This window comes from Cryobacterium cryoconiti, assembly GCF_004403065.1.
GTDB lineage: Bacteria > Actinomycetota > Actinomycetes > Actinomycetales > Microbacteriaceae > Cryobacterium > Cryobacterium cryoconiti.
The window spans coordinates 176,759-202,109 of record NZ_SOHA01000028.1; the positions used below are offsets into that span (position 1 = coordinate 176,759).

Below are 25,351 nucleotides of genomic sequence, written 5' to 3' on the forward strand. Positions count from 1 at the left end.
AAGGGGTTCTGTTCTCTTCGAGAATGCGTGACGGCGCAAGCCGTCAACACGAAGAAGGCGTCGCATCCAACGGATGCGACGCCTTCTCTCCTTAACCCCGGTCCGGCGCTCAGGCGGGCCGGTCAGCCTCCGTGCGGTGGCCGCGGCCCGCTGGTGCTCGAACGGATGACCAGGTTCGTCGGCAGCACCGTGAGGTGATCCTCCTCGCCGGGTGTGGCCGTTTCCAGCTCGGCCAGGAGCGAGAGCACGGCCAGGCGGCCCTGTCGCCGGGGGTGCTGCTCGATCGTCGTCAACCGGAACATGTCGGCGTACGGGTGTCCGTCGATGCCGATCACGGAGAGGTCCGCCGGCACCTGAATGCCGAGCTCCCGCGCGGCGACGATGAGTCCGATGGCGATCTCGTCACTCGCGGCGAAAACCGCGGTGGGACGCGTGCGCGGGTCGCCGAAAACGGCCTGGCCCACCTGGTAGCCGCCGGGCATGGTGAATTCGCAGGCGTAGAACGAGCCGGAGCCCTCGGACGGCAGTCCGGCCTCATCCATGGCGGCGTAGAAACCGGTGAGCCGGTTGCTGTGCACCTGGAAGTCCATCTCGTCTTCCTTGCTCCCGCCGATGTGCACGATGTCGGTGTGGCCGAGGCTGAGCAGGTGTTCTGTCGCGAGCCGGGCGCAGGCCACGTCGTCGATGGCGATCGTGTGCACACCGCGGATCGGGCCGCCGATACCCACGAGCGGGCGACCCAGACGGTGCAGCAGGTTGACCTCGTTGTCGCTGAGGGCCACCCCCACCGAGATCACGCCGTCGAAGCGCTTGCGGGCCAGGAAGTAGTCGAAGACCCGCTCCCGCTCCGGTGACGGGGCCGGCAGGTTGTAGAGGGTCATGTCGTACCCCTCGTCCAGCAGTGCCTGTTCCATGCTCTCCAGCACCTCGGAGAAGAACCAGCGACTGATGAACGGAATGATCACCCCGATGCTCTTGGTGCGTCCTGTGACCAGGCTGGCGGCATTCGGGGAGGCGACATAGCCGATCTCCCTGGCTGCCTCGATGACTTTGCGCCGGGTCTCCTCCGACACATAGCCCCGACCGCTCAGTGCCCGGGATGCGGTGGCTTTCGCCACGCCGGCGAGGCGCGCGACATCTGCAATTGCGCTCATTCCAGCCTCCGCCCTTGGATCCGTTCCGATTACTGTACAGCTCCCGGGCCGCCGCTGGAACCGGTTCCATGAAATGTGCATGATTTGACGGCGATCCACTGCGCAGGATGACGGACTTTTCCCGTGGGAGCGCGATCTTTGCCATTCCGTGACAAAGCCGGTCTTGCGATTCGCTCCTTCGTGCCGTAACTTGTCGTGTGGAACCGGTTCCTTATCTGATCGTTTTCAGCACACAAGCAGTACCTGCATCACCTCGGTGTCGTTGGAAAAAACCATTCGCACACCGCCATCACTCAACGAGGAGGAAAAATGCGGTCATTCCACCGCCGAATCACAGCACCCATCGCCATCGCGGCGATAGCAGGTCTGACCCTGGCCGGTTGTTCCGGCGGTCCCGGCAGCACGAACAGCGAAGCCGGAGCAGAGGGCGACGGCGTCGTATCCGTTTACGGCACCATCGGAGACACCGAGGCCGAGCTCCTGGAAGAGTCCTGGGCTGCCTGGGAAGAAGAAAACGACATTGACATCCAGTACGAAGCGTCGAAGGAATTCGAAGCTCAGATCGCCATCCGCGCCCAGGGCGGCAGCGCTCCCGACATCGCGATCTTCCCGCAGCCCGGCCTGATGGCCGACCTGGCCAGCCGCGACTTCCTGAAGCCGGCTCCGAAGTCCGTCGAGGACAACGTCGACGAGTTCTGGTCCGAAGACTGGAAGGCCTACGGCACCGTCGGCGACACGTTCTACGGCGCTCCGCTGATGGCCAGCGTCAAGGGTTTCATCTGGTACTCCCCGGCCAAGTTCACCGAGTGGGGTGTTGAAGTTCCCGAAACCTGGGACGAGCTCCTCGCCGTGACGAAGACCATCCAGGAGACGACCGGCAGCGCCCCGTGGTGCGCCGGATTCGGCTCGGGTGACGCCACCGGTTGGCCGGGCACGGACTGGGTCGAAGACCTCGTCCTGCGCCAGGCTGGGCCGGAGACCTACGACAAGTGGGTTGCCAACGAGATCCCGTTCACTGACCCTGCGATCAAGTCGGCCTTCGACTCCGTCGGAGAGATCCTGCTGAACCCGGCCTACGTCAACGCCGCATTCGGTGACGTCCGCTCGATCAACAGCACCGCGTTCGGTGACGTGGCCACGCCGCTCGCCGAGGGTACCTGCGCGCTGCACCACCAGGCATCCTTCTTCGACGGCTTCATCACGGATGCCGGCGGAGAGGTCGGTCCCGACGGTGACGTCTGGGCCTTCATCACCCCGGCCGAAGAAGCCGGCAGCCAGGCTGTGACCGGTGGTGGCGAGATCGTCGCCGCATTCGCCGATGACGCCGACACGCAGGCCGTTCAGACGTACCTCTCCAGCGACGACTGGGCGAACAGCCGCGTTGCCCTCGGTGGTGTCATCAGCGCCAACTCGGGTCTGGACCCGAAGAACGCGAAGAGCCCGATCCTGCAGGAAGCAATCAAGATCCTTCAGGACCCGGAAACCACCTTCCGCTTCGACGGCTCCGACCTGATGCCCGGCTCCGTGGGCGCCGGCACCTTCTGGAAGGGAATGGTCAACTGGGTCAACGGCACGTCAACCGACGAGGTGCTCACCAGCATCGAAGCCGGCTGGCCGTCCAGCTAGTCGCAGTCGTTCCACAGCAGCACACACTGAGTATCTGCACACACTGAATCAGCACGTGCAGTACGAGCACCAAACGGTGCGGGTCGCCCCCACGAAAAGGGCGACCCGCACCCCTCTGCTGGTGTACCGTGGCGGTAGTTTTCCGCCCCACCAGCGAACACTGTGAGTCCGCAGTCGTACTCGAGAGGTTTCAAATGTCGGCATTCCTTGCCTGGCTGGCTGATTTGCCGGCACTCGCGCAAGTCCCCATAATCATCTTCACGTTTGTGGCCCTGGTGGCCGCGATCCTGTTCTTCGTCGAAATAGCCCCGCGCAAGGGGGCCGTCTACACCGTCATCCGCCTCGCCGTCTGCGTCGCCGCTCCGATGCTCATCCTGCTGGCCGCCGGATCGTACTGGTGGGCGACCGCCGCGGCAGCCGTGCTCGGTGGTGTCTTCTTCATCGTCGACTACCGGTCGCGTGCCGGCGCCGGCTACCTCTTCCAGCTCTTCGGCTTCCTCTCGCCGGCCATCTTGCTCCTCATCATCGGCCTCATCATCCCGACCATCCAGACCACGGTGCAGGCCTTCATGAACTCCCGGGGTACCGAGTTCATCGGCTTCGACAACTTCGTCTGGGTGTTCACCCAGCCGGAGGCCATCCGCACGGTGCTCAACACGATCGTCTGGGTGCTCATCACCCCGCTCGTGTCCACGGTCGCCGGCCTGGCCTACGCGGTCTTCATCGACAAGAGCCGCGGCGAGAAGTACTTCAAGATCATGGTCTTCATGCCCATGGCCATCTCGTTTGTCGGGGCATCCATCATCTGGCGCTTCATCTACACGGCCCGCCCGGCCGACCAGAACCAGATCGGCCTGCTCAACCAGGTCGTGGTGTGGTTCGGCGGCCAGCCGGTCGACTTCCTGGCGAACGCCCCGTGGAACACCGTCTTCCTGATCGTCGTCCTGATCTGGGTGCAGACCGGATTCGCCATGGTCGTGCTGTCCGCGGCCATCAAGGGCGTGCCGGCCGAGCAGATGGAGGCCGCCGAACTCGACGGCACCAACGCCTGGCAGAAGTTCACCAACGTGACTGTCCCCGGCATCCGCAGCGCCCTGGTCGTCGTGCTGACGACGATTTCCATCGCCTCCCTCAAGGTCTTCGACATCGTTCGGACCATGACCGCAGGCGCCAACGACACCAGCGTCATCGCGAACGAGATGTACACGCAGTTCAAGAACTTCGAGCAGGGTCGGTCCGCGGCCTTCGCCGTGATCCTGTTCCTGCTGGTGCTCCCGATCGTCGTCTACAACGCCCGCCAGATCCAGAAGCAAAGGGAAATCCGATGAGCGCGATACTTCCGGTTGAGCTTCCCGACGAAGCCACCCAGAGCCAGATTCGCCGCGGTGAACGCCGTCAGGAATCGACAGCGGCCAAACGCACCAAGAAGCGGCTGACCAGCCGCGGCGCCACCATGGCGGCCCTCGTGATCGCCGTACTCTGGACGATCCCGACGTTCGGGCTGTTCGTCTCCTCGTTCCGTCCGGCGCAGGAGGTGCGCACCACCGGTTGGTGGACGCTCTTCTCGAACTGGGGCCTCACCCTCGACAACTACAGCGACGTTCTGCAGGCCGGTAACAGCCAGCTGAACCTGGCCGGCGCGTTCATCAACTCGATCGCGATCACCCTCCCCGCCACGCTGCTCCCGCTGATCGTGGCCAGCCTGGCCGCCTACGCCTTCGCCTGGATCGACTTCCGCGGCAAGAACGTGCTGTTCATCGCGGTCTTCGCTCTGCAGATCGTGCCCCTGCAGATGGCACTCGTTCCGCTCCTGCAGTTCTTCTCGCAGGGTGAGATCTTCGGCATCCCGGTGGTTTCCGCCATCAGCGACGCCGGCGGCTACTCCCAGGTGTGGATCGCGCACACGATGTTCGCCCTGCCGCTGGCCATCTACCTGCTGCACAACTTCGTGTCGGAGATTCCCGCCGACGTCATCGAAGCCGCACGGGTCGACGGTGCGGGGCACGGGCAGATCTTCTTCCGGATCGTGCTGCCGCTGACCATGCCGGCGATCGCATCCTTCGCCATCTTCCAGTTCCTGTGGGTCTGGAACGACCTGCTGGTGGCGCTGATCTTCGCGGACGGCGCGGTCGCCCCGATGACCAAACTGCTGGCCGAGATCACCGGAACCCGGGGCCAGGACTGGCATCTGCTCACCGCGGGCGCGTTCATCTCGATCCTGGTTCCGCTGCTCGTGTTCTTCTCCCTGCAGCGCTACTTCGTGCGCGGCCTCCTGGCCGGTTCGACAAAGGGCTAGCCGCATCAGCAACTGTGCCCGTTTCGGACAAGTGTTCCCGCCCCACGGGCAACACATGTCCGGAACGGGCACAGTTGTGTCTCCGCGGGGGTTGCGGCGGGGGCCGGTCCGGGGTCGTGGGGAGGCAGTCGCGGGGGAGTTTAGAGTGAATTCATGAGTGGAATGCACGGAGGCGGAGGAGGCGGCGGTCGGCGGGGCCGGGTCAGCGGTGGCGACGCCGTGGCGCAGCGCGCCGAGAACGCCGAAGCCCCACGCATCCCCCATCTGCTGCGCCGCATCAGCGGCCTGTTCGCACCCCACCGGGCAGCACTCACCGTCACCGTGGTGCTCGTCTTCATCGGCGCGGCGCTCTCGGTGGTGCCACCCCTGCTCGTGCAGCGCGCCTTCGACGAGGGTCTGTTCCCGCCCGACGGCAGCCCGAACGTGCAGCACCTCGCCGTGCTCGTGGGTGTGATGATCGCCATCTACCTGGGGTCCCAGCTGCTCGGCGTCTGGCAGACCTGGCTCACCGCCACCGTGGGCAACTCGGTGATGGGTGCTCTGCGGGTGCGGCTGTTCACCCACCTGCAATCGATGGAACTGAGCTTCTTCACCCGCACCAAGACGGGCGTCATCCAATCGCGATTGCAGAACGACGTGGGCGGCGTCGCGAGCGTGCTCACCAACACGGTCTCCAGCCTGCTCGGCAACGCCGTCACCGTGATCGCGGCCCTGGTCGCCATGCTCCTGCTGAGCTGGCAACTGGCCATCGTGGCCGTGATCCTGATGCCCGTGCTGGTCTTCGCTCAGCGCCGGGTCGGCCAGGTGCGCGCCCGGATCGCAGCCAAGACCCAGGAGTCGCTCTCGGATATGACGGCGATCACCCAGGAGACGCTGAGCGTCTCCGGCATCCTGCTCTCCAAGAGTTTCACCCGGCAGCAGACGGAGATCCGTCGGTACGCCGACGAGAACGCCAACCAGGTGCAGCTGCAGGTCAGCCAGCAGATGAGCGGTCAGTGGTTCTTCGCGATGGTGAGCATCTTCCTCTCCAGCATCCCCGCGATCGTCTATCTCGTAGCCGGGCTGTTGATGGGCAGCGGCACGACCGACATCACGGCCGGCACGATCGTGGCCTTCACCACCGTGCAGTCGCGTCTGCTGTTCCCGCTTCTCGGCCTGATGCGCGTCGCGCTCGACCTGCAGACCTCGAGCGCCCTTTTCGCGCGGATCTTCCAGTACCTCGACCTCACCTCGCTGATCCGGGACGCCCCCGATGCAGCCCCCGTGCCCACGGCCGGCGAGGCGGTGGGGCGGGTTGCCTTCGACCGGGTCACCTTCGCCTATCCGGACGCCGGGGAGGAGTCCCGCCCGACCCTGGACGACGTCTCCTTCACGATCGAGCCGGGCCAGTTCGCCGCGTTCGTCGGCCCGTCCGGCGCCGGCAAGACCACCGTGTCCTACCTCATCCCGCGATTCTACGAAGCCTCGGCGGGCCGGGTGCTCTTCTCCGGCGTCGACGTGCGCGCCCTCCGGCAGCAGTCCCTCGTCTCGCACATCGGCATCGTCAGCCAGGAGACCTACCTCTTTCACGCCACCATCGCGGAGAACCTCCGCTACGCGAAACCGGAGGCGACGGATGCCGAACTCGAGGCCGCTGCCCGGTCGGCGAGTATCCACGACACCATCGCCTCCTTCCCGGCCGGGTACGACACGGTGGTGGGGGAGCGCGGCTACCGACTCTCCGGTGGCGAGAAGCAGCGCATCGCCATCGCCCGGGTGCTGCTCAAAGACCCGGAGGTGCTCATCCTCGACGAGGCCACCAGCGCCCTTGACGCCATCTCCGAGCGCGTCGTGCAGGCGGCCCTGGACACCGCGTCCCGCGGGCGCACGACCATCGCCATCGCGCACCGGCTCTCCACCATCGTGTCGGCCGACGTCATCTTCGTGGTGGACGCCGGCCGGATCGTGGAGAGCGGAACCCACACCGAACTACTCGCCGCGGACGGCGTCTATGCGCGCCTGTACTCCGAGCAGGTCACGGCGCCGCCGGCGCCGCTGACGCAACTTCTCGCCGAGTAACGCTGACTGGTCCCGCACAGCGGGCGCCGATAGAGTTGGCACGGCCCGAAACCCCGACGACACACGCCCGACGACAGACCGTCGATGAAGGACTTTCGATGAAAATTGCCGACACCGTTCTCGACCTCATCGGCGACACCCCGCTGGTCAGACTGCACAAGGTGACCGAGGGGATCAGCGCCACCGTGCTGGTCAAGCTGGAGTACCTGAACCCGGGCGGATCCGCGAAGGACCGCATCGCGGTGCGCATCATCGATGCCGCCGAACGCGACGGCCTCCTGCTCCCCGGCGGCACCATCGTCGAACCGACCTCGGGCAACACGGGCGTCGGACTGGCCCTCGTCGCCCAGCAACGCGGCTACAAGTGCGTGTTCGTGCTGCCGGACAAGGTGGGCGAGGACAAGCGCAACGTGCTCACGGCGTACGGCGCCGAGATCGTGGTGACGCCGACATCCGTCGCCCCCGACCACCCCGACTCGTATTACAGCGTGTCCGACCGGCTGGCCCGGGAGATCCCGGGTGCGTTCAAGCCCAACCAGTACTTCAACCCGAACGGCCCGCTCAGCCACTACGAGACGACCGGTCCGGAGATCTGGCGCGACACCGACGGCACGCTCACGCACTTCGTCGCGGGCGTCGGCACCGGCGGCACCATCACCGGCACCGGCCGGTACCTGCGCGAGGTCTCGGGCGACACCGTGCGCATCATCGGCGCCGACCCGGAGGGCTCCGTGTACTCCGGCGGCACCGGTCGGCCATACCTGGTCGAGGGCGTGGGCGAGGACTTCTGGCCGGGGGCCTACGACCCGGCGGTCGTGCACGAGGTGATCGCCGTCTCCGACGCCGACTCCTTCGCGATGACCCGCCGGCTCGCCCTCGAAGAGGGCATCCTGGTCGGCGGCTCGAGCGGCATGGCCGTCGTCGCCGCCCTGCGCGCGGCGAAAACCCTCGGCCCCGACGACACCATCGTCGTGCTGCTGCCCGACGGCGGGCGCGGCTACCTGGGCAAGATCTTCAACGACGGCTGGATGCGCAGCTACGGTTTCACCAACGCGCCCGCCGGGCACACGGTCGGCGACCTGCTCGCAGCCAAGACCGGCGCCCTGCCGCCGTTCGTCTACGTGCACCCCAGCGCCACGGTGCACGACGCCATCGGGGTGATGACCGAGGCCAGCGTCTCCCAGGTGCTGGTGCTCACCGAAAAGCCCCCGGTGGTGATGGGGGAGGTCGTCGGCGCGATCGATGAACGCCGGCTGATGGAACTCGTCTTCTCCGGGGAGGCGAAACTGGCCGACCGCGTCGGCGAGTTCGTCGCCGGCTCCCTCCCGCTGATCGGGGTGAACGAGCCCGTCGCGGCCGCGCGGGCCGCTTTCACCGGCCACGACGCGTTGCTCGTCACCGACGGCGGCAAACCCCTCGGCGTCATCACCCGCCACGACCTGCTCACCTACCTGAGCGCCTGAACAGCATGACTAAGGACGAATCAATGGCTCACAACTTCGATACCATCGCCATCCACGCCGGGCAGGAATTCGACCCGACGACCGGCGCCGTGATCCCGCCGATCTATCAGACGTCGACGTATGTGCAGGAGAGCATCGGGCACCTGCGCGGCGGCTATGAATACAGCCGCGGCGGCAACCCGACCCGCACGGTGCTGGAGACTCTGCTGGCCGCGCTTGAGGGCGGCAAGCACGGTCTGTCCTTCGCCAGCGGACTGGCCGCGGAAGACACCATCCTGCGCGCCCTGCTCGCGCCGGGCGACCACATCGTGCTGGGCAACGACGTCTACGGTGGAACGCATCGGCTGATCAACCGGGTGCACGGCGCCTGGGGCATCCTCAACTCCACCGTGGAGATGAGCGACCTCGCCGCCGTCGAACAGGCCATCATCCCGGGCGAAACGAAGATCCTCTGGGTTGAGACGCCCAGCAACCCGCTGATGAAGGTCTGCGACATCGCGGCCCTGGTCGAAATCGGCCACCGCTTCGGCGTGACCGTGATCGTGGACAACACGTTCGCGTCGCCCGCGCTGCAGCAGCCACTGTCCTTCGGGGCTGACGTCGTGGTGCACTCCACCACGAAGTACCTCGGCGGACACTCCGACGTGCTCGGCGGCGCCCTGATCATCAACGACGACGAGCTCGCCGAGAAGGCCCAGTTCCTGCAGTTCGCCGCCGGCCCCGTCTCGGCCCCGATGGATGCCTGGCTCACCGTGCGCGGAATCAAGACCCTGTCGGTGCGGATGGACCGCCACTGCAGCAACGCCCAGGCCATCGCCGAGCACCTGCAGGGTCACCCGGCGATCGACCGGGTCTACTACCCGGGCCTGTCGACCCACCCGGGCCACGAACTGGCGAAGAAGCAGATGAGCGGCTTCGGCGGAATGCTCTCGATCTCCTTCGTGGGCGGCGCGGCCGCGGCGCGTTCCTTCGCCGAGTCCACGCAGCTGTTCCAGCTCGCCGAATCTCTCGGCGGCGTGGAATCGCTGGTCAACTACCCCTCCGAGATGACCCACGCGTCGGTGCGCGGCACCGAACTCGAAGTGGCGGACAACGTGATCCGTCTCTCCGTGGGCATCGAGGATGTCGCCGACCTCATCGCCGACATCGATCGAGCCCTCGCGGCCGTCTAGCCGGAACCAGACTGGCAGTTTCTTCGAGGAGTGTGTCATTTCTGCCGTTCCGGAGGGGCTGAGCTGTGCGGCACCATAGTCAGGTGACCACTTCTTCGCAGGAACTCTCCCGCCGGCCGGGCGATTCGGCACCGGATGCCGCGACGCCCGGAGCTGGCAGCCTCGGCCTGCTGCAGGGCACGGCCCTGTACATCGCTGCGGTGCTCGGCACGGGCATCCTCGTGTTGCCCGGCCTGGCCGCCGCCGCGGCCGGGCCGGCATCTCTGGTCTCGGTGTTCGTCGTCTTCCTGCTGTCGATCCCACTGGCCGGCACGTTCGCCGCCCTGGCGTCCCGCTATCCGGACCCCGGTGGCGTCGCCAGCTATGTGCGCCGGTCCCTCGGGCAGACCTGGGCTCGGATGACCGGGTACTGGTTCTTTTTCGGCGTCGGCGTCGGGGCGCCCGTGGTGGCTGTGCTCGGGGCAGAGTATGTCGTGGCCATCGTCGGTGCGGAGCGTTCGGCGGTACCGTGGGTCGCCCTCCTGATCCTGGTGCCGCCGTTCGTATCGAACTACCTGGGCGTGCGGGTTTCGGGGGCGGCGCAGCTGATCCTCACCGGTGCGCTTCTCTTCGTGGTGGTCGGTGTGGTGGCGCTGGCATTCCCGTCCGCCGACCCTGACAACTTCGCGCCGTTTCTGCCACAGGGCTGGGGCGGCGTCGGCCAGGCCATCAGCCTGTTCGTCTGGGCTTTCGCGGGCTGGGAGGTCGGCACCCACATTGCGGGGGAGTTCAGGAATCCCCGACGGGTCATCCCCCTCGCCACGGCGATCGCCCTGGTCGTGGTCGGCGTCGCCTATCTGGCGCTGCAGTACGTCACGGTCGCCGTTCTGGGCGAGTCCGCGGCGCAGGGACAGGTTCCGCTGCTCGACCTGGTGGCGACGAACGCGCCGGGGGTCGGCCCGGTGCTCGTCGCCGTGATCGCCGCAGTCGTGGCCGTCGGCGTGCTCAATGTCTACCTGGGGGCGTTCGGAAAGCTCGGCGCGTCGCTCGGCCGCGACGGCGACCTGCCCCGCTGGATGGCGGCCGGCGTGGAGGCCGGGGGAGTCCCGCGACGCAGCCTGACCGTCGTGCTGGCCATGATCGGCGCTTACTTTGCGGCCATGGTCGTCTGGGATCTCCCGCTGTCGGCGTTCATCCTGATCCACACCAGCTCGATGGTTGCCATCTACGTGCTCGGCACGATCGCGGCCGTACGCCTGCTCGACCGCTACACGGTGGGCTGGTGGTTGGCCGTCGTATCGGTCGTGCTCACGATCGGTCTCCTCGCGCTCGCGGGCTCCAACCTGATCGTCCCGGCGGTACTGGCCGCCCTGGCGGTGGCGGTGCACGCGGTGAAACGGCACCAGTCGGCGCGCCGGGCAACGCATGCCGTTGGGTGAATCGATTCCATCTCGTCATGCCTGCAGGGGCATTCATCTCGGGCACAGCGCCCACGCCCGGTTTCCCGGGCTCCCGCGGCGCGGGGTCGCCGCAGGTGCGCCGCACAGCGTCCCCGGCGTGCATACTGGTTCTGCGTTCACAATTGTGACCGTGCACATACGACCAAGGTCTTCCCGTGACTCTCGATCTGCCCAAGGGGCGTGCCCCGAGCATCCGTGATGTGGCGCGCCTGGCGGGGGTCTCCCATCAGACCGTGTCCCGCGTGCTCAACGACCACCCCAGCATTCGCGATTCCACCAAGGCGAAGGTGCTCCAGGTCATGGAAGACCTGCAGTACCGGCCGAACCGGGCCGCCCGAGCGCTGTCGCGCGGGCGCTCACGCACCATCGGCCTGCTGTCGGCCGAGAGTGCCTACGGGCCGGCCAGCAGCATCGCCGCGATCCAGGATGCGGCCCGGGAGGCCGGTTACTACGTCAACACGGCCAACCTGACGAACGTCGATCCCGAGTCGATCGAGGCGGCCATCGACCACCTGATGAACCAGTCCGTGGAGGGGATCGTCGTGATCGCGCCGCAGGTGCGGGTCTTCGACGTTCTCGAACAGCTGTCGATCGAGGTGCCCTTCGTCACGCTGTCGTCCCGGGGCCTCCTCAACGACAACTCGCTGTCCGTCGACCAGATGACCGGGGCCAGGGAAGCCACGCGGCACCTGATCGACCTCGGGCACCGCCAGATCTACCACCTGGCCGGGCCTCAGGACTGGATCGAGGCCGAGGCGCGGATGCGTGGCTTCCTCGACGAGATGTGGGACAGGGACGTGCCCACCATGGCGCCGATCCTGGGCGACTGGACCGCCGATTTCGGCTATCACGCCGGCCGGGAACTCCTCCGGATGCGAGATTTCACCGCCATCTTCGCGTCGAACGACCAGATGGCGCTGGGATTCATGCACGCCTGTCGTGAGGCCGGGCTGGTGCTGCCCCGCGATATGAGCATCGTCGGCTTCGACGATATTCCGGAAGCGGCACATTTCTGGCCGCCGCTGACGACGGTGCGGCAGGACTTCGCCGAACTCGGCCGGCGGTGCATCGCCCTGCTTTTGAGCAGTCTCGGCGACGGGCCGCCGAGTGCTCGGCCGGAGCCGATCGTTCCGAAGTTGGTGGTGCGCGGATCGACCGCGCCGCCGCCGTTCTGACCGATCGCCCGGCGGCTTGTGAGGGGCTGTGGCGGGTGCCGGGCGCTGTTACGCAAGCGTGACAAACGGAGCTTGACACCACGACCGCCGACGGGTCTATAGTGACAATGTGATCGGTCACATATGACCGGACACCACCACAAATTTCGAATCGCATGACATTGAGGTCAAGCTTGTGAGCACACTTTTCCACCTGCCCGGCAGCTCCGCTGCCGCCCTGCTGAGCGGGGGCGGGGTCGGCTTCTCCTTCAGCGCATCCAGCCCGTCTTCGGTGTGGGATGCCAGTCGTGGACCCGGGCGTGAGGAGTCCAACGATGTCCAGTGACCACGTAATCCTAGAGATGCGATCGATCACCAAGGAGTTCCCGGGGGTCAAGGCCCTGTCGGACGTCTCCATCACGGTGAACCGCGGTGAGATCCACGCGATCTGCGGCGAGAACGGCGCCGGCAAGTCCACGCTGATGAAGGTGCTCTCCGGTGTCTACCCCTTCGGCACGTACACGGGCGACATCATTTACCAGGGCCGGAACGTGCACTTCAAGGACATCCGTTCGAGCGAAGAAGCGGGCATCGTCATCATCCATCAGGAGCTGGCGCTCATCCCGGAGCTCTCCATCACGGAGAACATCTTCCTCGGCAACGAGCCGACCAAGTGGGGCGCGATCGACTGGATCACCGCCAAGAAGACCGCGCTCGAGCTTCTCGCCCGGGTCGGGCTGCGCGACGACCCGGACACCCTGATCAAGAACATCGGCGTCGGCAAGCAGCAGCTCGTCGAGATCGCCAAGGCCCTGAACAAGTCGGTCAAGGTGCTCATCCTCGATGAGCCGACCGCGGCCCTGAACGAGTCGGACTCCATGCACCTGCTGGACCTGATCCGCGGGCTCAAGGGCAAGGGGATCAGCTCGATCATGATCTCCCACAAGCTCAACGAGATCGAACAGGTCGCGGATTCGATCACGATCATCCGCGACGGCAAGACGATCGAGACCCTGAACGTCGTCGCCGATGGCGTCAACGAAGACCGCATCATCCGCGGCATGGTCGGTCGTAGCCTGGAGAGCCGCTTCCCGGACCGCACGCCGCACATCGGTGAGGTCTTCTTCGAGGTGCGGGACTGGACCGTGCAGCACCCGCAGGTCGCGGAGCGCATGGTCGTCAAGGGCTCCAGCCTCACCGTGCGCAAGGGTGAGATCGTCGGCATCGCCGGTCTGATGGGTGCCGGCCGCACGGAACTGGCCATGAGCATCTTCGGGCGGTCCTACGGCAACTTCCTCTCCGGGCACATCTACAAGGACGGCAAGGAAATCGTCCTGAAGAGCGTCGCCGACGCCATCGACCACGGTCTCGCCTATGTGAGCGAGGACCGCAAAGCGCTGGGCCTGAACCTGCTCGACGACGTCAAGCGCTCCATCGTCTCGGCGAAACTCGCGAAGATCTCGTCCGGACCGGTCGTCAACGACTCGAAGGAATTCGGCATCGCCGAGGAGTACCGCAAGAGCCTGCGGATCAAGACCCCCAGCGTCAATGCGGGCGTCGGCAAGCTCTCCGGCGGCAACCAGCAGAAGGTGGTCCTGGCCAAGTGGATGTTCACCGACCCTGACCTGCTGATCCTGGACGAACCCACCCGCGGCATCGATGTGGGTGCCAAGTACGAGATCTACGGCATCATCCAGCAGTTGGCCGAGCAGGGTAAGGGAGTCATCCTGATCTCCTCTGAGCTTCCGGAGCTCCTCGGCCTCGCGGACCGCATCTATACGGTCTTCGAGGGCGCGATCACCGACTGCATCCCGGCGGAATCCGCCGATCCCGAAACCCTGATGAAGAGTATGACCTCCGCAAGGAAGAAGGTTCAGAGCATATGAGCGAAGACACGAGTACCCGCACGAGCGCGCTCGGTGATCTGAAGAAGATCTTCGGCAGCGGCAGCTCGAACCTGCGGCAATTCGGCATCCTCTTCAGCCTGATCGCCATCATCCTTCTCTTCCAGTACCTGACCGACGGGCTGACATTGTCGTCCGGCAACCTGATCAACCTGGTCAGTCAGTACTCCTACATCCTGATCCTCGCCATCGGCATGGTCATGGTCATCATCGCCGGTCACATCGACCTGTCGGTCGGTTCCGTGGCCGCCTTCACGGGCATCGTCGTGGCCACGGCCATGCGGGACTGGAACATGCCCTGGCCGCTGGCCATCCTGCTCGGCCTGGTCGTCGGCATGCTGATCGGGGCCTGGCAGGGAGCCTGGGTGGCCTACGTGGGCGTGCCCGCGTTCATCGTCACACTGGCCGGCATGCTCATCTTCCGCGGTGGCAACCAGGTCATCGGTAACGCCAACACCGTTCCCGTGCCCGACGGCTTCACGATCATCGGATCGGGCTACCTGCCGGAAGTCGGCCCGAACACGGGCTACAACAACCTGACCCTGTTGCTGGGCCTCGTCATCGTGCTGGCCGTCATCTTCTCCGAGTGGCGCGCACGCCGCGTGCAGAAGATCATGGGCTCCACCCCCGCACCGCTGTGGGTGAGCATCGTGAAGGTCGTGCTGCTCTGCTCCGTGATCGTCTACGCATCGATCCTGTTCGCCGGTGGCCGCGTCGGCACGAGCTTCCCCGTCTCCGGGATCATCCTCGGCGTGCTCGTCCTCTTCTACGCCTTCGTCACCCGCAACACCATCTTCGGCCGCCACGTCTACGCGGTCGGCGGCAACAAGCTCGCTGCCGAACTCTCCGGCGTCAAGTCCCGCCGGGTGAACTTCCTCGTGATGATGAACATGTCGATCCTGGCCTCCCTCGCCGGCATGATCTTCGTCGCCCGCTCGGTGGCGTCCGGCCCGCAGGACGGCCTCAGCTGGGAACTCGACGCGATCGCCGCCGTGTTCATCGGCGGTGCGGCCGTGTCCGGTGGAATCGGAACCGTCATCGGCTCCATCATCGGTGGCCTCGTGATGGCCGTGCTCAACAACGGACTGCAGCTGCTGGGCGTCGGCTCCGACTGGGTGCAGATCATCAAGGGCATGGTGCTGCTCGTGGCCGTCGGTGTGGACGTCTGGAACAAGAGTCAGGGCCGCCCGTCGATCATCGGCCTGCTGACCCGCAAGAAGAAGACCGCCGAGTTCCCCGCCGAACCGCCCCTGGTCGTTCCCGACTCCGGCACCCCGGAGAGCGCTCGGCCGCAGTCGACCCTGCCTAACTAGCCGGGCGTCCGCGCCTCCCATTCCTATCCCTTCACCAAACCCCAACGAATAGAAAGTAATCACAATGCGAAAGATTCTTGCGACAACTGCGATCGCCGCAGTGGCCTTGATGGCACTCTCTGGTTGCTCCACCCGCACGGAGACCGCGGGCGGAGACGGCGCTGCTGCCGGCTTCGCCGAAGACTCGGTCATCGGCGTTGCGCTCCCCTCGAAGACCTCGGAGAACTGGGTCCTCGCCGGCGGGCTCTTCGAAGACGGCCTCGAAGAAGCCGGCTACAAGGGCGACGTGCAGTATGCGGGTGCCTCGACCACGGTCAAGGACCAGCAGGACCAGATCTCGGCCATGGTCACCAACGGTGCCAAGGTCATCATCATCGGTGCCGCTGACGGTGGCCAGCTGGCCACCCAGGTGCAGTCGGCCCGCGACGCCGGCGCGATCGTGATCGCCTACGACCGCCTCATCCTGAACACCGAGGCTGTCGACTACTACGTGGCGTACGACAACTTCAACGTCGGTGAACTCCAGGGCCAGGCGCTCCTGGACGGACTGGCTACGAAGGGTGACGGCCCGTACAACATCGAGCTGTTCTCCGGTTCCTCCGACGACGCCAACTCGGCCGTCTTCTTCGGCGGCGCCATGAGCGTTCTGCAGCCGAAGATCGACGACGGAACCCTCGTCGTCGCCTCGGGCCAGACCGACATCAAGCAGACGGCGACCGCCGGCTGGAAGGCTGAGAACGCTCAGAGCCGCATGGACGCGCTGCTCACCAGCACGTACAGCGACAAGACGCTCGATGGCGTTCTCTCCCCGAACGACACCCTCGCCCGTGCCATCATCACCTCGGTGAAGGCGGCCGGCAAGGACATCCCGATCGTCACCGGTCAGGACTCCGAAGTCGAGTCGGTCAAGTCGATCATGGCCGGCGAGCAGTACTCCACCATCAACAAGGACACCCGTGTGCTCGTTGCCCAGGCCATCGACATGGTCAACGTCCTCCAGAAGGGCGACACCCCCGAGGTCAACGACACCGAGTCCTACGACAACGGCAAGATCGTCGTCCCGGCCTACCTGCTGCCCCCGGTCATCGTGACCAAGGACAACGCGGCCGATGCATACGCGAACGACCCGACCCTCGCCCCGCTGACCGAGTAACAACCCGGCAGTACACCTGCATCACAGCATCCAGACGAAAGGGCCGGCTCCTCACGGAGTCGGCCCTTTCGCGTGCCTGCCACTTCGCGTGCCTGCCACTTCGCGTGCCTGCCACTTCGCGTGCCTGCCACTTCGCGTGCCTGGCACGGATGCGGCCACGGCGCATCCGTTCGGACGCGTGTTCCCGGCGTTTCCGCTCGAGCACTCCGTACTTCCGTCGTGGCGCACCCTGTGGAAGGAGGCGCACGTTCTAACGTGCGCCTCCTTCCACAGGGTGCGCCGTGAGCCGCGTCGGAGGCGGCGGGGCGCGTGCGGCCGGGCGCCGGTATTCGACCGAGACCGAGGTTGCCGCATCCTGTCGTCCCCAGCCGCCGTTTTCCCCCGTTGTGCACGGATGCCCGTCGCACCCGCTCAGGGCCGGCGGTCCGGCCGCAGGGTGAGGCATGACTGAACTCCTGGACATCGTCAGGGCCCGCCTCGACGGGCTCATCACCTACGCCGCGCTCCGAGAAAGCGGCCTCAACTCGCACGCCGTGGACTCCCTGATCCGCGGTGGAGCACTCGTACGCACGCGCCGGGGCATCTACGTGCCGGGGGAGGTGTGGCGCGCGGCCGACCCCGATCAGCGCTACCGTCTGTTCGTGCTCTCGACGGCCCTGGCCGCCGCCCGGCCGCTCGTGCTGTCGCACGGCTCTGCGGCGGTTCTGCATGGGCTGCCGATCATCGGGGCCTGGCCACGTTCCGTGCACATGATCGACCCGGATGCCTCCGGAGGCAGCAACGCCCGGTTCACAACCAGCCATCGCGGGGCCCCTGCACCCGACCCGGTCCTCATCGAGGGAATCGCGGTGACCTCGCTGCCGCGCACCCTGGTCGATGTCGCGGCGAGCACCAGCTTTCTCGTGGGCGTCACCATGATCGACCATGCCCTGCGAGTCGAGCAGGAGCGGGTCGCGTCCGAGGCGCACCGAGGCATCCGTGGTCGCCGTGCGCTCACCAAGGAGGACCTGTTCGCCGAGCTTGCGGCGGTGAGCCCGCGTGCCGGCGCGCGACAGGCCGAGCGCGCCATCGCCTTCGGGAACGGGCTGTCGGCGAACGGCGGTGAGTCCCTCAGCCGGGTGCGGATGTTCCAGCTCGGCTTTGAGGTGCCCGAGCTGCAGGTCTGTTTTCCCGACGTGGACGGGCAGGACTACTGGGTGGACTTCTACTGGCGCCGCATTCGCAAGATCGGTGAGTTCGACGGTAAGCAGAAGTACACCCGCGGTGCGGTGCTCGGCGACCGGGATCCGGGGGAGGTCGTCTGGGCGGAGAAGCGCCGGGAGGATGCGCTGCGCCGCCACTCGAACAGCTTCGACCGCTGGGTGTGGGACCTGGCGCTCTCACCGCAGCGCTTCCACCGGTTCCTGGCCGAGCACGGGGTGCCCCGGGCCTGACGGATGCCGTGGCGCATCCTGCGGATGTCGCGGCGCACCTTACGGATGTCGCGGCGCACCTTATGGAAGGAGGCGCACGCTCTAACGTGCGCCCGCTTCCATAAGGTGCGCCGCGACCGTGGAGCCGCGAGCGAAGTGCCGGGCCGCGGGTCGGGCGCGACACGCCGACAGGGTTTCCACAGGCGCGAGTTCTGCCCGGGGGCTGCCTGTGGATAACTCGGCCGCCTTCCGCGTGATTCGGCTCGACTCGCATCCGCGGGGCTGTGCACAACCGGTGGAATGTCGGTGGATAACTACATACTTGTAACTACTGCATGTAGTGGCCGTTCCCTTTGAGCATCACTAGATGTAGTATTGCAGTTCGACATACAGCACGTCTTGAACTTCAGATTTCACATGAAAACCGATTTTGAGCACGATGTTTGAACTGAGTTTGAAACTGATTCCTGAACGACGAGAAAGGCCCACCATGGCAATCACGGTCTACACCAAGCCCTCCTGCGTGCAGTGCACTGCGACCTACCGCGCCCTGGACAACAAGGGCATCGAATACGAAATCCTCGACCTGTCGGTCGACGAGAACGCGCTGGAAGCCGTCAAGGCCTTGGGCTACCTGCAGGCTCCCGTCGTCATCACCGACGAGGACCACTGGTCGGGCTTCCGTCCCGACAAGATCAACGAGCTCGCGCAGCGCCTCGCGTAACACCGCGTCGCCAGGGGCGGCGTCGCAGAAAACTGCGGCGTTTGGCGTGCCGACTTCTCAACGACAGGGGGTGTTCCATGACCGATATTGTCTACTTCTCCAGCACCTCGGGCAATACGCACCGCTTCATTGAGAAGCTGGGCCGCCCGGCGGCCCGCATCCCGCTCCACGCGCGCGACGAGCCGCTCGTCGTCGACGAGCCCTATGTGCTGGTCGTGCCGACCTACGGCGGCGGCGAGAACAAGGGCGCGGTTCCCAAGCAGGTCATCAAGTTCCTGAACGACGAGCGGAACCGCTCGCTCATCCGCGGCGTCATCGGCGCGGGCAACACCAATTTCGGCGTGGCGTACTGCCTCGCCGGGGACATCATCGCCCAGAAGTGCAAGGTGCCCCACATGTTTCGCTTTGAAGTATTTGGAACTCCGGATGATGTGCGCATCGTCCACGACGGATTGGAATCATTTTGGAAGCAACAGCCGTGAAGACGATGGCTCACCCGGCAGCCGGCCTGGCGATGGATTATCACTCCCTGAACGCCATGCTCAACCTGTATGGCCCGAACGGGGAAATCCAGTTCGACAAGGACCGCGAAGCCGCGCGGGAGTTCTTCCTGCAGCACGTGAACCAAAACACGGTGTTCTTCCACACGCTGCGCGAACGCCTCGACTACCTGGTTGAGAAGGAATACTACGAGCAGGCCGTGCTCGACCAGTACTCGTTCGAGTTCATCACCGACCTCAACAAGCTGGCGTACTCGAAGAAGTTCCGCTTCCAGACCTTCCTCGGCGCGTTCAAGTACTACACCTCGTACACGCTGAAGACGTTCGACGGCAAGCGCTACCTCGAACGCTTCGAAGACCGCGTCGTGATGACCGCGCTGGGCCTGGCCCAGGGCGACGAGCAGCTCGCGATCTCCCTCGTCGAGGAGATCATCGCCGGCCGTTTCCAGCCGGCCACCCCCACCTTCCTGAACTCCGGCAAGGCGCAGCGCGGCGAGCTCGTCTCCTGCTTCCTGCTCCGCATCGAAGACAACATGGAGTCGATCTCCCGCGGCATCAACTCGTCGCTGCAGCTGTCGAAGCGCGGCGGCGGCGTGGCGTTGCTGCTCAGCAACATCCGTGAGTCCGGTGCACCGATCAAGCAGATCGAGAACCAGTCCAGCGGAATCATCCCCGTGATGAAGCTGCTCGAAGACTCCTTCAGCTACGCCAACCAGCTCGGCGCCCGCCAGGGTGCCGGTGCGGTCTACCTGCACGCGCACCACCCCGACATCATGCGCTTCCTCGACACCAAGCGGGAGAACGCCGACGAGAAGGTGCGCATCAAGACGCTGTCCCTCGGCGTCGTCGTGCCCGACATCACGTTCGAGCTGGCCAAAAAAGACGAGGACATGTACCTGTTCTCGCCCTACGACGTGGAGCGCGTCTACGGGGTGCCGTTCGCGGACATCTCCGTGAGCGAGAAGTACCACGAGATGGTCGACGACCCGCGCATCAAGAAGTCCAAGATGAAGGCCCGCGACTTCTTCCAGACGCTCGCCGAGATCCAGTTCGAATCCGGCTACCCGTACATCATGTTCGAGGACACCGTCAACGCGGCGAACCCGATCAAGGGTCGCGTCAACATGTCGAACCTCTGCTCGGAGATCCTCCAGGTCAACACCCCGACCACGTACAACGAGGACCTGTCCTACGACCAGATCGGCAAGGACATCTCCTGCAACCTCGGGTCGATGAACATCGCCCTGGCCATGGATGCGCCCGACTTCGGCAAGACCGTCGAGACCGCCATCCGCGGCCTCAGCTCGGTGTCGGAGCAGAGCCACATCTCCTCCGTGCGCTCGATCGAGGACGGCAACGACAAGTCGCACGCCATCGGCCTGGGCCAGATGAACCTGCACGGCTACCTCGCCCGTGAGCGCATCTACTACGGCAGCGAAGAGGGCATCGACTTCACCAACATCTACTTCTACACGGTGCTGTTCCACGCCATCCGCGCCTCCAACAAACTGGCCATCGAACGCGGCCACGCCTTCGTCGGCTTCGAGGACTCCACCTACGCGTCCGGCGCGTTCTTCGACAAGTACACCGACCAGGTCTGGGAGCCGGCCACCGCGCGCGGCGCCGAGCTGTTCGCGCAGGCCGACGTGCACATCCCCACGCAGGCCGAGTGGGCCGAGCTCAAGACATCCGTCATGGAGCACGGCATCTACAACCAGAACCTGCAGGCCGTGCCGCCGACCGGGTCGATCTCCTACATCAACAACTCGACCGCATCGATCCACCCGATCGCGTCGAAGATCGAGATCCGCAAGGAAGGCAAGCTCGGCCGCGTCTACTACCCGGCGCCGTTCATGACGAACGACAACACGGAGTTCTACCAGGACGCCTACGAGGTCGGCTACGAGAAGGTCATCGACACCTACGCCGCTGCCACGCAGCACGTGGACCAGGGTCTGTCGCTGACGTTGTTCTTCAAGGACACCGCCACGACCCGCGACATCAACCGCGCCCAGATCTACGCGTGGAAAAAGGGCATCAAGACGATCTACTACATCCGTCTGCGCCAGATGGCCCTCGAGGGAACCGAAGTCGAGGGTTGCGTCTCCTGCGCCCTGTGAATACCGGTGCTGTGAGTGCGTTCGTGCTGAGCCTCCCGACTACTGAATCGCCTGTGAACTGCCGACTAAGGAACAACCAATGATTGACAAGCTCAAGCTCGTCTCCCACGTTGACGCGATCAACTGGAACAAGATCGAAGACGAAAAAGACGTCGAGGTGTGGAACCGCCTCACGAACAACTTCTGGCTGCCGGAGAAGGTGCCGCTGTCGAACGACGTGCAGTCCTGGGCCACGCTCACCCCGGCGGAGCAGCTGCTCACCCTGCGCGTGTTCACGGGCCTGACCCTGCTCGACACGATCCAGGGCACCGTGGGTGCCGTGTCGCTGATTCCGGATGCGATCACGCCCCACGAAGAGGCCGTCTACACGAACATCGCGTTCATGGAGTCCGTGCACGCCAAGAGCTACTCGTCGATCTTCTCGACCCTCGCGTCGACGAAGGAGATCGACGAGGCGTTCCGCTGGTCGACGGAGAACGTCAACCTGCAGCGCAAGGCCGAGATCATCATGAAGTACTACCAGGGCGACGACCCGCTCAAGCGCAAGGTCGCCTCGGTGCTGCTCGAGTCGTTCCTGTTCTACTCGGGCTTCTACCTGCCGATGTACTTCTCCAGCCGCGCCCGCCTCACCAACACGGCCGACCTCATCCGTCTGATCATCCGGGATGAAGCCGTGCACGGTTACTACATCGGCTACAAGTTCCAGAAGGGACTCGAGGCTGCCTCGCAGGAGCGCCGCGATGAGATCAAGGACTACACCTTCAATCTCATGTTCGAGCTCTACGAGAACGAGATCCAGTACACGCAGGACCTCTACGACGAGCACGGTCTGACCGAAGACGTCAAGAAGTTCCTGCACTACAACGCAAACAAGGCGCTGATGAACCTCGGCTACGAGGCCATGTTCCCGAAGACCGTCACCGACGTGAACCCGGCCATCCTGGCCGCGCTCTCGCCGAACGCCGACGAGAACCACGACTTCTTCTCCGGGTCGGGCTCCTCCTACGTCATCGGTAAGGCCGTCAACACGGAAGACGCCGACTGGGACTTCTAGCTCCTCCGGTCGTGTGACCGCGCCACCGACGTCGACAGTTCCGGTCGAGATCGCCTGCTCCGCCAGGCGAACTCGACCGGAACTGTCTGTTGGGCGGGGTGCGGCGGGGTGCGGCTGGTGGTGGCGCGTGGCGGGCGGCGCGTCGTCGATCCGCGCCGTGACCTACCCTGGGGTCGGTGCCGGCGCGGGGTCGTCGCCGCGCGACCAGGCGATCGCGACCAGGCGCCGCAGAACGTCGAGGTCGATGTCGTCGAGCTTCTTCACGTAGACGCAGCCGGCACCCTCCGTGTAGGCGCCGAGTTGCGGGAGGAGCGCGGCACCCTCGGGAAGGTCCTTGAGCCCGTAGATGGACAGTTGCGTCTTGCGCGGCGAGAACCCCGTCTTCATCCAGTCGCCGTGCGTGCGCGGGTTCGCGGGCGACACATAGCGAAAGCTGCCGTAGCCCACGATCGACGGACCCCACATGACCGGGTTCTCGCCGGTCACCTCGCGGAAGATCGCGGCGAGTGCCTTGCCGTCCTCGCGGCGGCGGTCGGGCGTCGCGGCGTCGAGGAATTCCTGGACGGAGGCATCCGTCGGCTGCGTCTTGTTCTCGGCCATGGCCCCAGTATGCCGCGGTCGCCGGGCAGACGGATGGCCGGAAGCGGTGCGCTTCCGGCCATCCGTTGTGCGGGGGTGCTAGTTTCCGGCGTGGACGTCCGCGTCGGCACCCGCTCCGGCACCTGCGTCGGCGTCTCCACCCACGTTGGCGTCAGCGTCTGCCTCGGCGGCGACGTGCGTCTGGACCCGTTCGGCAAGCTTCTGGATCTCGGTTCCGTAGTCACCGTTCAGAGCGGCGGCTTCCAGCGCCTGCGCCGCTGCTTCCTGCTCGTCGGCCGGCACGCTCTTCAGGTCGGCCAGATCGTCCTGCAGGTCGGCGGGCAGCTTCTCGAGAAGCGCGGCATTGTCGGCGAGGTGGAGGGCCAGCTCCGTCACCGAGAAACCGGTGTCCGTGGCCGCTTCCGGCTCGGCACCCGTCGCGGTGCCGACATCACTGCCCAGGGCGGCGCGGACGGCTGCGGCCAGCGGATGCTGCGGGTTGTCCCGAACGGCCTCGGCGATCGTGGTGATCTCCTCGCCGTAGCCCCCGGCGAGGGCCGTGGTGCGAACGGTGTCGACGGCGGCGGCCCGCTCAGCCGCGCCGGAGGCATCCGTGAGCGTGGTCAGGTCATCCTGCAGGTTCGCCGGCAGACTCTCGAAGAGTTCAGCGTGCTCCGAGACCGTGGTGGCCACGTTCTGGGCCTTCACGTTCCAGCTCTGCCCGTGTGAGAGGTCGGCACGCAGCTCCGTCGTGATCGACGCCAGGAACGCGTCGGTCGTGGTGGTGGAGCTCCCGCCGGCGCTCGAACTGGAACTCGACGTGGTCTCGGAGCTGAGCGGGGCGGCGGTGGCACCCTGGGCGCCGACGCCGAGCAGTGCTCCGGCGGTCAGCACGGAGGCGGCGCCGAGGGCGACCCGCTTGGTGCGAGAGGTGGCGGTTGCCGGGTTGATCTGGTGCTTGTTCACAGTGGATCCTTTCGATTGCGGCGGCCGGCCGGTGAAATACCCGATCGACCGTTCGTAGTCATCGGAGGAGCTTAGGTACCGGGAGTGGGTGGCCGGTCCGTGCGGGCTGGGAATCGGGGCGGACGCCCGCTCGTTTCGATGGGCGTGTTGCCGGGAACCAAACCCGAACCACGAGTGGTCATCCGGGCTGAAGAATAACGCCTGACCAGGGATTGAGCCTGTCATACCGGCGGCCTCAGTAAACGGGCTGACTGAATCCCGTGCCCCAGGGTGCGGTCAGGGCGATTACGCTCTGCGCGGAGAAACCCGCCGCGAACCTGCCTGGCGAGGGCGCGGTCAGGGGGTGGGCAGCAGCCCGTGGTCGCGGCAGGGCTGGCCGCCGACGAGGTTCAGGCACGAGTTGAACGCCGTCGGGTAGCCCACCGACTGGGACGACCCGAACCACTGGTTGTAGAACCGCCAGAAATTCAGGTTGCCGTGCGTCGAGCATCCGTCGCCGTCGGTGCCCGGTTCTGTCAGCGCTGCCTCGTTGGGCTGGTACGGCGTGTAGTTGTACAGGTTCGCGGTGGCCTGATTCCGGATCGACACGGATGTCGCCCCGCACGTCGCATCCGGATTGAACCCCACGCGTACGGTGCCGATCTTGTAGGCGCGTTCGGGCTCCTGCGTGTACTGCCGGAACTGCCAGGCCGCCCGGTAGACCTGGTTGAAGAAGCCGAAGTACTGCGCGTCGCAGTCGGCCGTGTCGGGGCATCCGTAGCCGGTGGCGCGCAGATAGCCGGATGCGCTCGGCCGGGTGAGCAGGGACTGCTCCTTCTGCAGCAGCACCAGCAGCACCTTCGGGCTGATGTTGCACGCCGCGGACACCTTCGCGATGATGCGGCTGGCCGACTCGTTGCGGCCACCCGGGTAGGCGGCACAGTGCCCGTCGCCCTGCGCCGGCTGGCTCTCGGTGCTCTCCTCGTAGTCCGTCAGGCACGGTGACTCGTCGCGGGGGAGGCAGGAGCGGTCTGCCAGGAACGCCTGGATCTGCGGCTCGGTCAGGGCGGCGGCGTTGAAGAAGTTGTAGTCGCTGATGATCGCGCCGGGTTCGAACACCGCCGGGCCATCGGCCGTGTCGGTCGTGCGGACGGATGTCGCCAGAGCCAGGCCGCCGGCCGCCAGGGCCAGGGTGACGCCGACCGCCACTGCGGCCAGGCGTCGACGCGGCGTGCCCAGGTACGTCATAGGGGAGACCTTAGCGGGGCCCGGCGGGAAAGGGCTG

The 25,351-nt window shown here is 65.8% G+C and carries 21 protein-coding genes; 17 read left to right on the top strand and 4 right to left on the bottom strand.

Annotated features, from left to right (window positions below; genetic code table 11):
- Positions 1-122 precede the first annotated feature (122 nt).
- Positions 123-1,154, bottom strand: a complete 1,032-nt coding sequence (locus tag E3T49_RS09790; protein ID WP_134424720.1) for a LacI family DNA-binding transcriptional regulator — start codon at positions 1,152-1,154, stop codon at positions 123-125.
- Positions 1,155-1,463: 309 nt separating this feature from the next.
- Here E3T49_RS09790 and E3T49_RS09795 point away from each other — a divergent pair, with 309 nt between their 5' ends.
- The 17 genes from E3T49_RS09795 (at position 1,464) to nrdF (ending at position 22,542) form a co-directional block, all read left to right on the top strand.
- A complete protein-coding gene (locus E3T49_RS09795) occupies positions 1,464-2,780 on the top strand; it encodes an ABC transporter substrate-binding protein (protein WP_134424721.1) in 1,317 nt (438 codons plus the stop codon).
- 194 nt (positions 2,781-2,974) lie between these two features.
- Positions 2,975-4,108 (top strand): carbohydrate ABC transporter permease, encoded by a 1,134-nt coding sequence (locus E3T49_RS09800; RefSeq protein WP_134424722.1) that lies wholly within the window; start codon positions 2,975-2,977, stop codon positions 4,106-4,108.
- Positions 4,105-5,076, top strand: coding sequence for a carbohydrate ABC transporter permease (locus E3T49_RS09805; protein WP_134424723.1), 972 nt, complete (start codon positions 4,105-4,107; stop codon positions 5,074-5,076). The genes E3T49_RS09800 and E3T49_RS09805 overlap by 4 nt, the downstream gene beginning before the upstream one ends.
- 153 nt (positions 5,077-5,229) lie before the next feature.
- Positions 5,230-7,134 carry an ABC transporter ATP-binding protein gene (locus E3T49_RS09810; protein WP_420898539.1) on the top strand — a complete coding sequence of 635 codons (1,905 nt, stop codon included), beginning with the start codon at positions 5,230-5,232 and terminating at the stop codon, positions 7,132-7,134.
- 98 nt (positions 7,135-7,232) lie between these two features.
- On the top strand, positions 7,233-8,597 hold the full coding sequence (locus E3T49_RS09815) for a cystathionine beta-synthase (protein WP_134424724.1): 1,365 nt from the start codon (positions 7,233-7,235) through the stop codon (positions 8,595-8,597).
- A 23-nt stretch (positions 8,598-8,620) separates the two neighbouring features.
- Positions 8,621-9,769 carry a cystathionine gamma-synthase gene (locus tag E3T49_RS09820; protein ID WP_134424725.1) on the top strand — a complete coding sequence of 383 codons (1,149 nt, stop codon included), beginning with the start codon at positions 8,621-8,623 and terminating at the stop codon, positions 9,767-9,769.
- An 83-nt stretch (positions 9,770-9,852) separates the two neighbouring features.
- Positions 9,853-11,187 (top strand): APC family permease, encoded by a 1,335-nt coding sequence (locus E3T49_RS09825; protein WP_134424726.1) that lies wholly within the window; start codon positions 9,853-9,855, stop codon positions 11,185-11,187.
- Between the two features lie 176 nt (positions 11,188-11,363).
- A complete protein-coding gene (locus E3T49_RS09830) occupies positions 11,364-12,383 on the top strand; it encodes a LacI family DNA-binding transcriptional regulator (protein WP_134424727.1) in 1,020 nt (339 codons plus the stop codon).
- A gap of 175 nt (positions 12,384-12,558) precedes the next feature.
- Positions 12,559-12,708: a hypothetical protein gene (locus E3T49_RS16180; protein WP_166785516.1), complete on the top strand. Its 150-nt coding sequence runs from the start codon at positions 12,559-12,561 to the stop codon at positions 12,706-12,708.
- Entirely contained in the window at positions 12,698-14,248 is a 1,551-nt protein-coding gene (gene mmsA, locus E3T49_RS09835) for a multiple monosaccharide ABC transporter ATP-binding protein (protein WP_134424728.1), read from the top strand. Before E3T49_RS16180 ends, mmsA begins: the two co-directional genes overlap by 11 nt.
- Positions 14,245-15,579: a multiple monosaccharide ABC transporter permease gene (gene mmsB, locus E3T49_RS09840; RefSeq protein ID WP_134424729.1), complete on the top strand. Its 1,335-nt coding sequence runs from the start codon at positions 14,245-14,247 to the stop codon at positions 15,577-15,579. Before mmsA ends, mmsB begins: the two co-directional genes overlap by 4 nt.
- Positions 15,580-15,643: 64 nt before the next feature.
- Positions 15,644-16,732, top strand: coding sequence for a substrate-binding domain-containing protein (locus E3T49_RS09845; RefSeq protein WP_134424730.1), 1,089 nt, complete (start codon positions 15,644-15,646; stop codon positions 16,730-16,732).
- Positions 16,733-17,175: 443 nt separating this feature from the next.
- Positions 17,176-18,165, top strand: coding sequence for a hypothetical protein (locus E3T49_RS09850; protein ID WP_134424731.1), 990 nt, complete (start codon positions 17,176-17,178; stop codon positions 18,163-18,165).
- 469 nt (positions 18,166-18,634) lie between these two features.
- A complete protein-coding gene (gene nrdH, locus E3T49_RS09855) occupies positions 18,635-18,868 on the top strand; it encodes a glutaredoxin-like protein NrdH (protein WP_134363478.1) in 234 nt (77 codons plus the stop codon).
- 77 nt (positions 18,869-18,945) lie between these two features.
- Positions 18,946-19,350, top strand: coding sequence for a class Ib ribonucleoside-diphosphate reductase assembly flavoprotein NrdI (gene nrdI, locus E3T49_RS09860; protein ID WP_134424732.1), 405 nt, complete (start codon positions 18,946-18,948; stop codon positions 19,348-19,350).
- A gap of 5 nt (positions 19,351-19,355) precedes the next feature.
- On the top strand, positions 19,356-21,488 hold the full coding sequence (gene nrdE / locus E3T49_RS09865) for a class 1b ribonucleoside-diphosphate reductase subunit alpha (protein ID WP_134424766.1): 2,133 nt from the start codon (positions 19,356-19,358) through the stop codon (positions 21,486-21,488).
- 79 nt (positions 21,489-21,567) lie between these two features.
- Positions 21,568-22,542 (top strand): class 1b ribonucleoside-diphosphate reductase subunit beta, encoded by a 975-nt coding sequence (nrdF, locus tag E3T49_RS09870; RefSeq protein WP_134394886.1) that lies wholly within the window; start codon positions 21,568-21,570, stop codon positions 22,540-22,542.
- Positions 22,543-22,704: 162 nt separating this feature from the next.
- Here nrdF and E3T49_RS09875 read toward each other — a convergent pair whose 3' ends face one another.
- From E3T49_RS09875 to E3T49_RS09885, 3 genes are all read right to left on the bottom strand, one after another.
- Positions 22,705-23,142, bottom strand: coding sequence for a DUF1801 domain-containing protein (locus tag E3T49_RS09875; RefSeq protein ID WP_134424733.1), 438 nt, complete (start codon positions 23,140-23,142; stop codon positions 22,705-22,707).
- A 78-nt stretch (positions 23,143-23,220) separates the two neighbouring features.
- Entirely contained in the window at positions 23,221-24,087 is an 867-nt protein-coding gene (locus E3T49_RS09880; RefSeq protein ID WP_134424734.1) for a hypothetical protein, read from the bottom strand.
- Between the two features lie 336 nt (positions 24,088-24,423).
- Positions 24,424-25,314, bottom strand: a complete 891-nt coding sequence (locus E3T49_RS09885; protein WP_134424735.1) for a hypothetical protein — start codon at positions 25,312-25,314, stop codon at positions 24,424-24,426.
- Between the last annotated feature and the right edge of the window lie 37 nt (positions 25,315-25,351).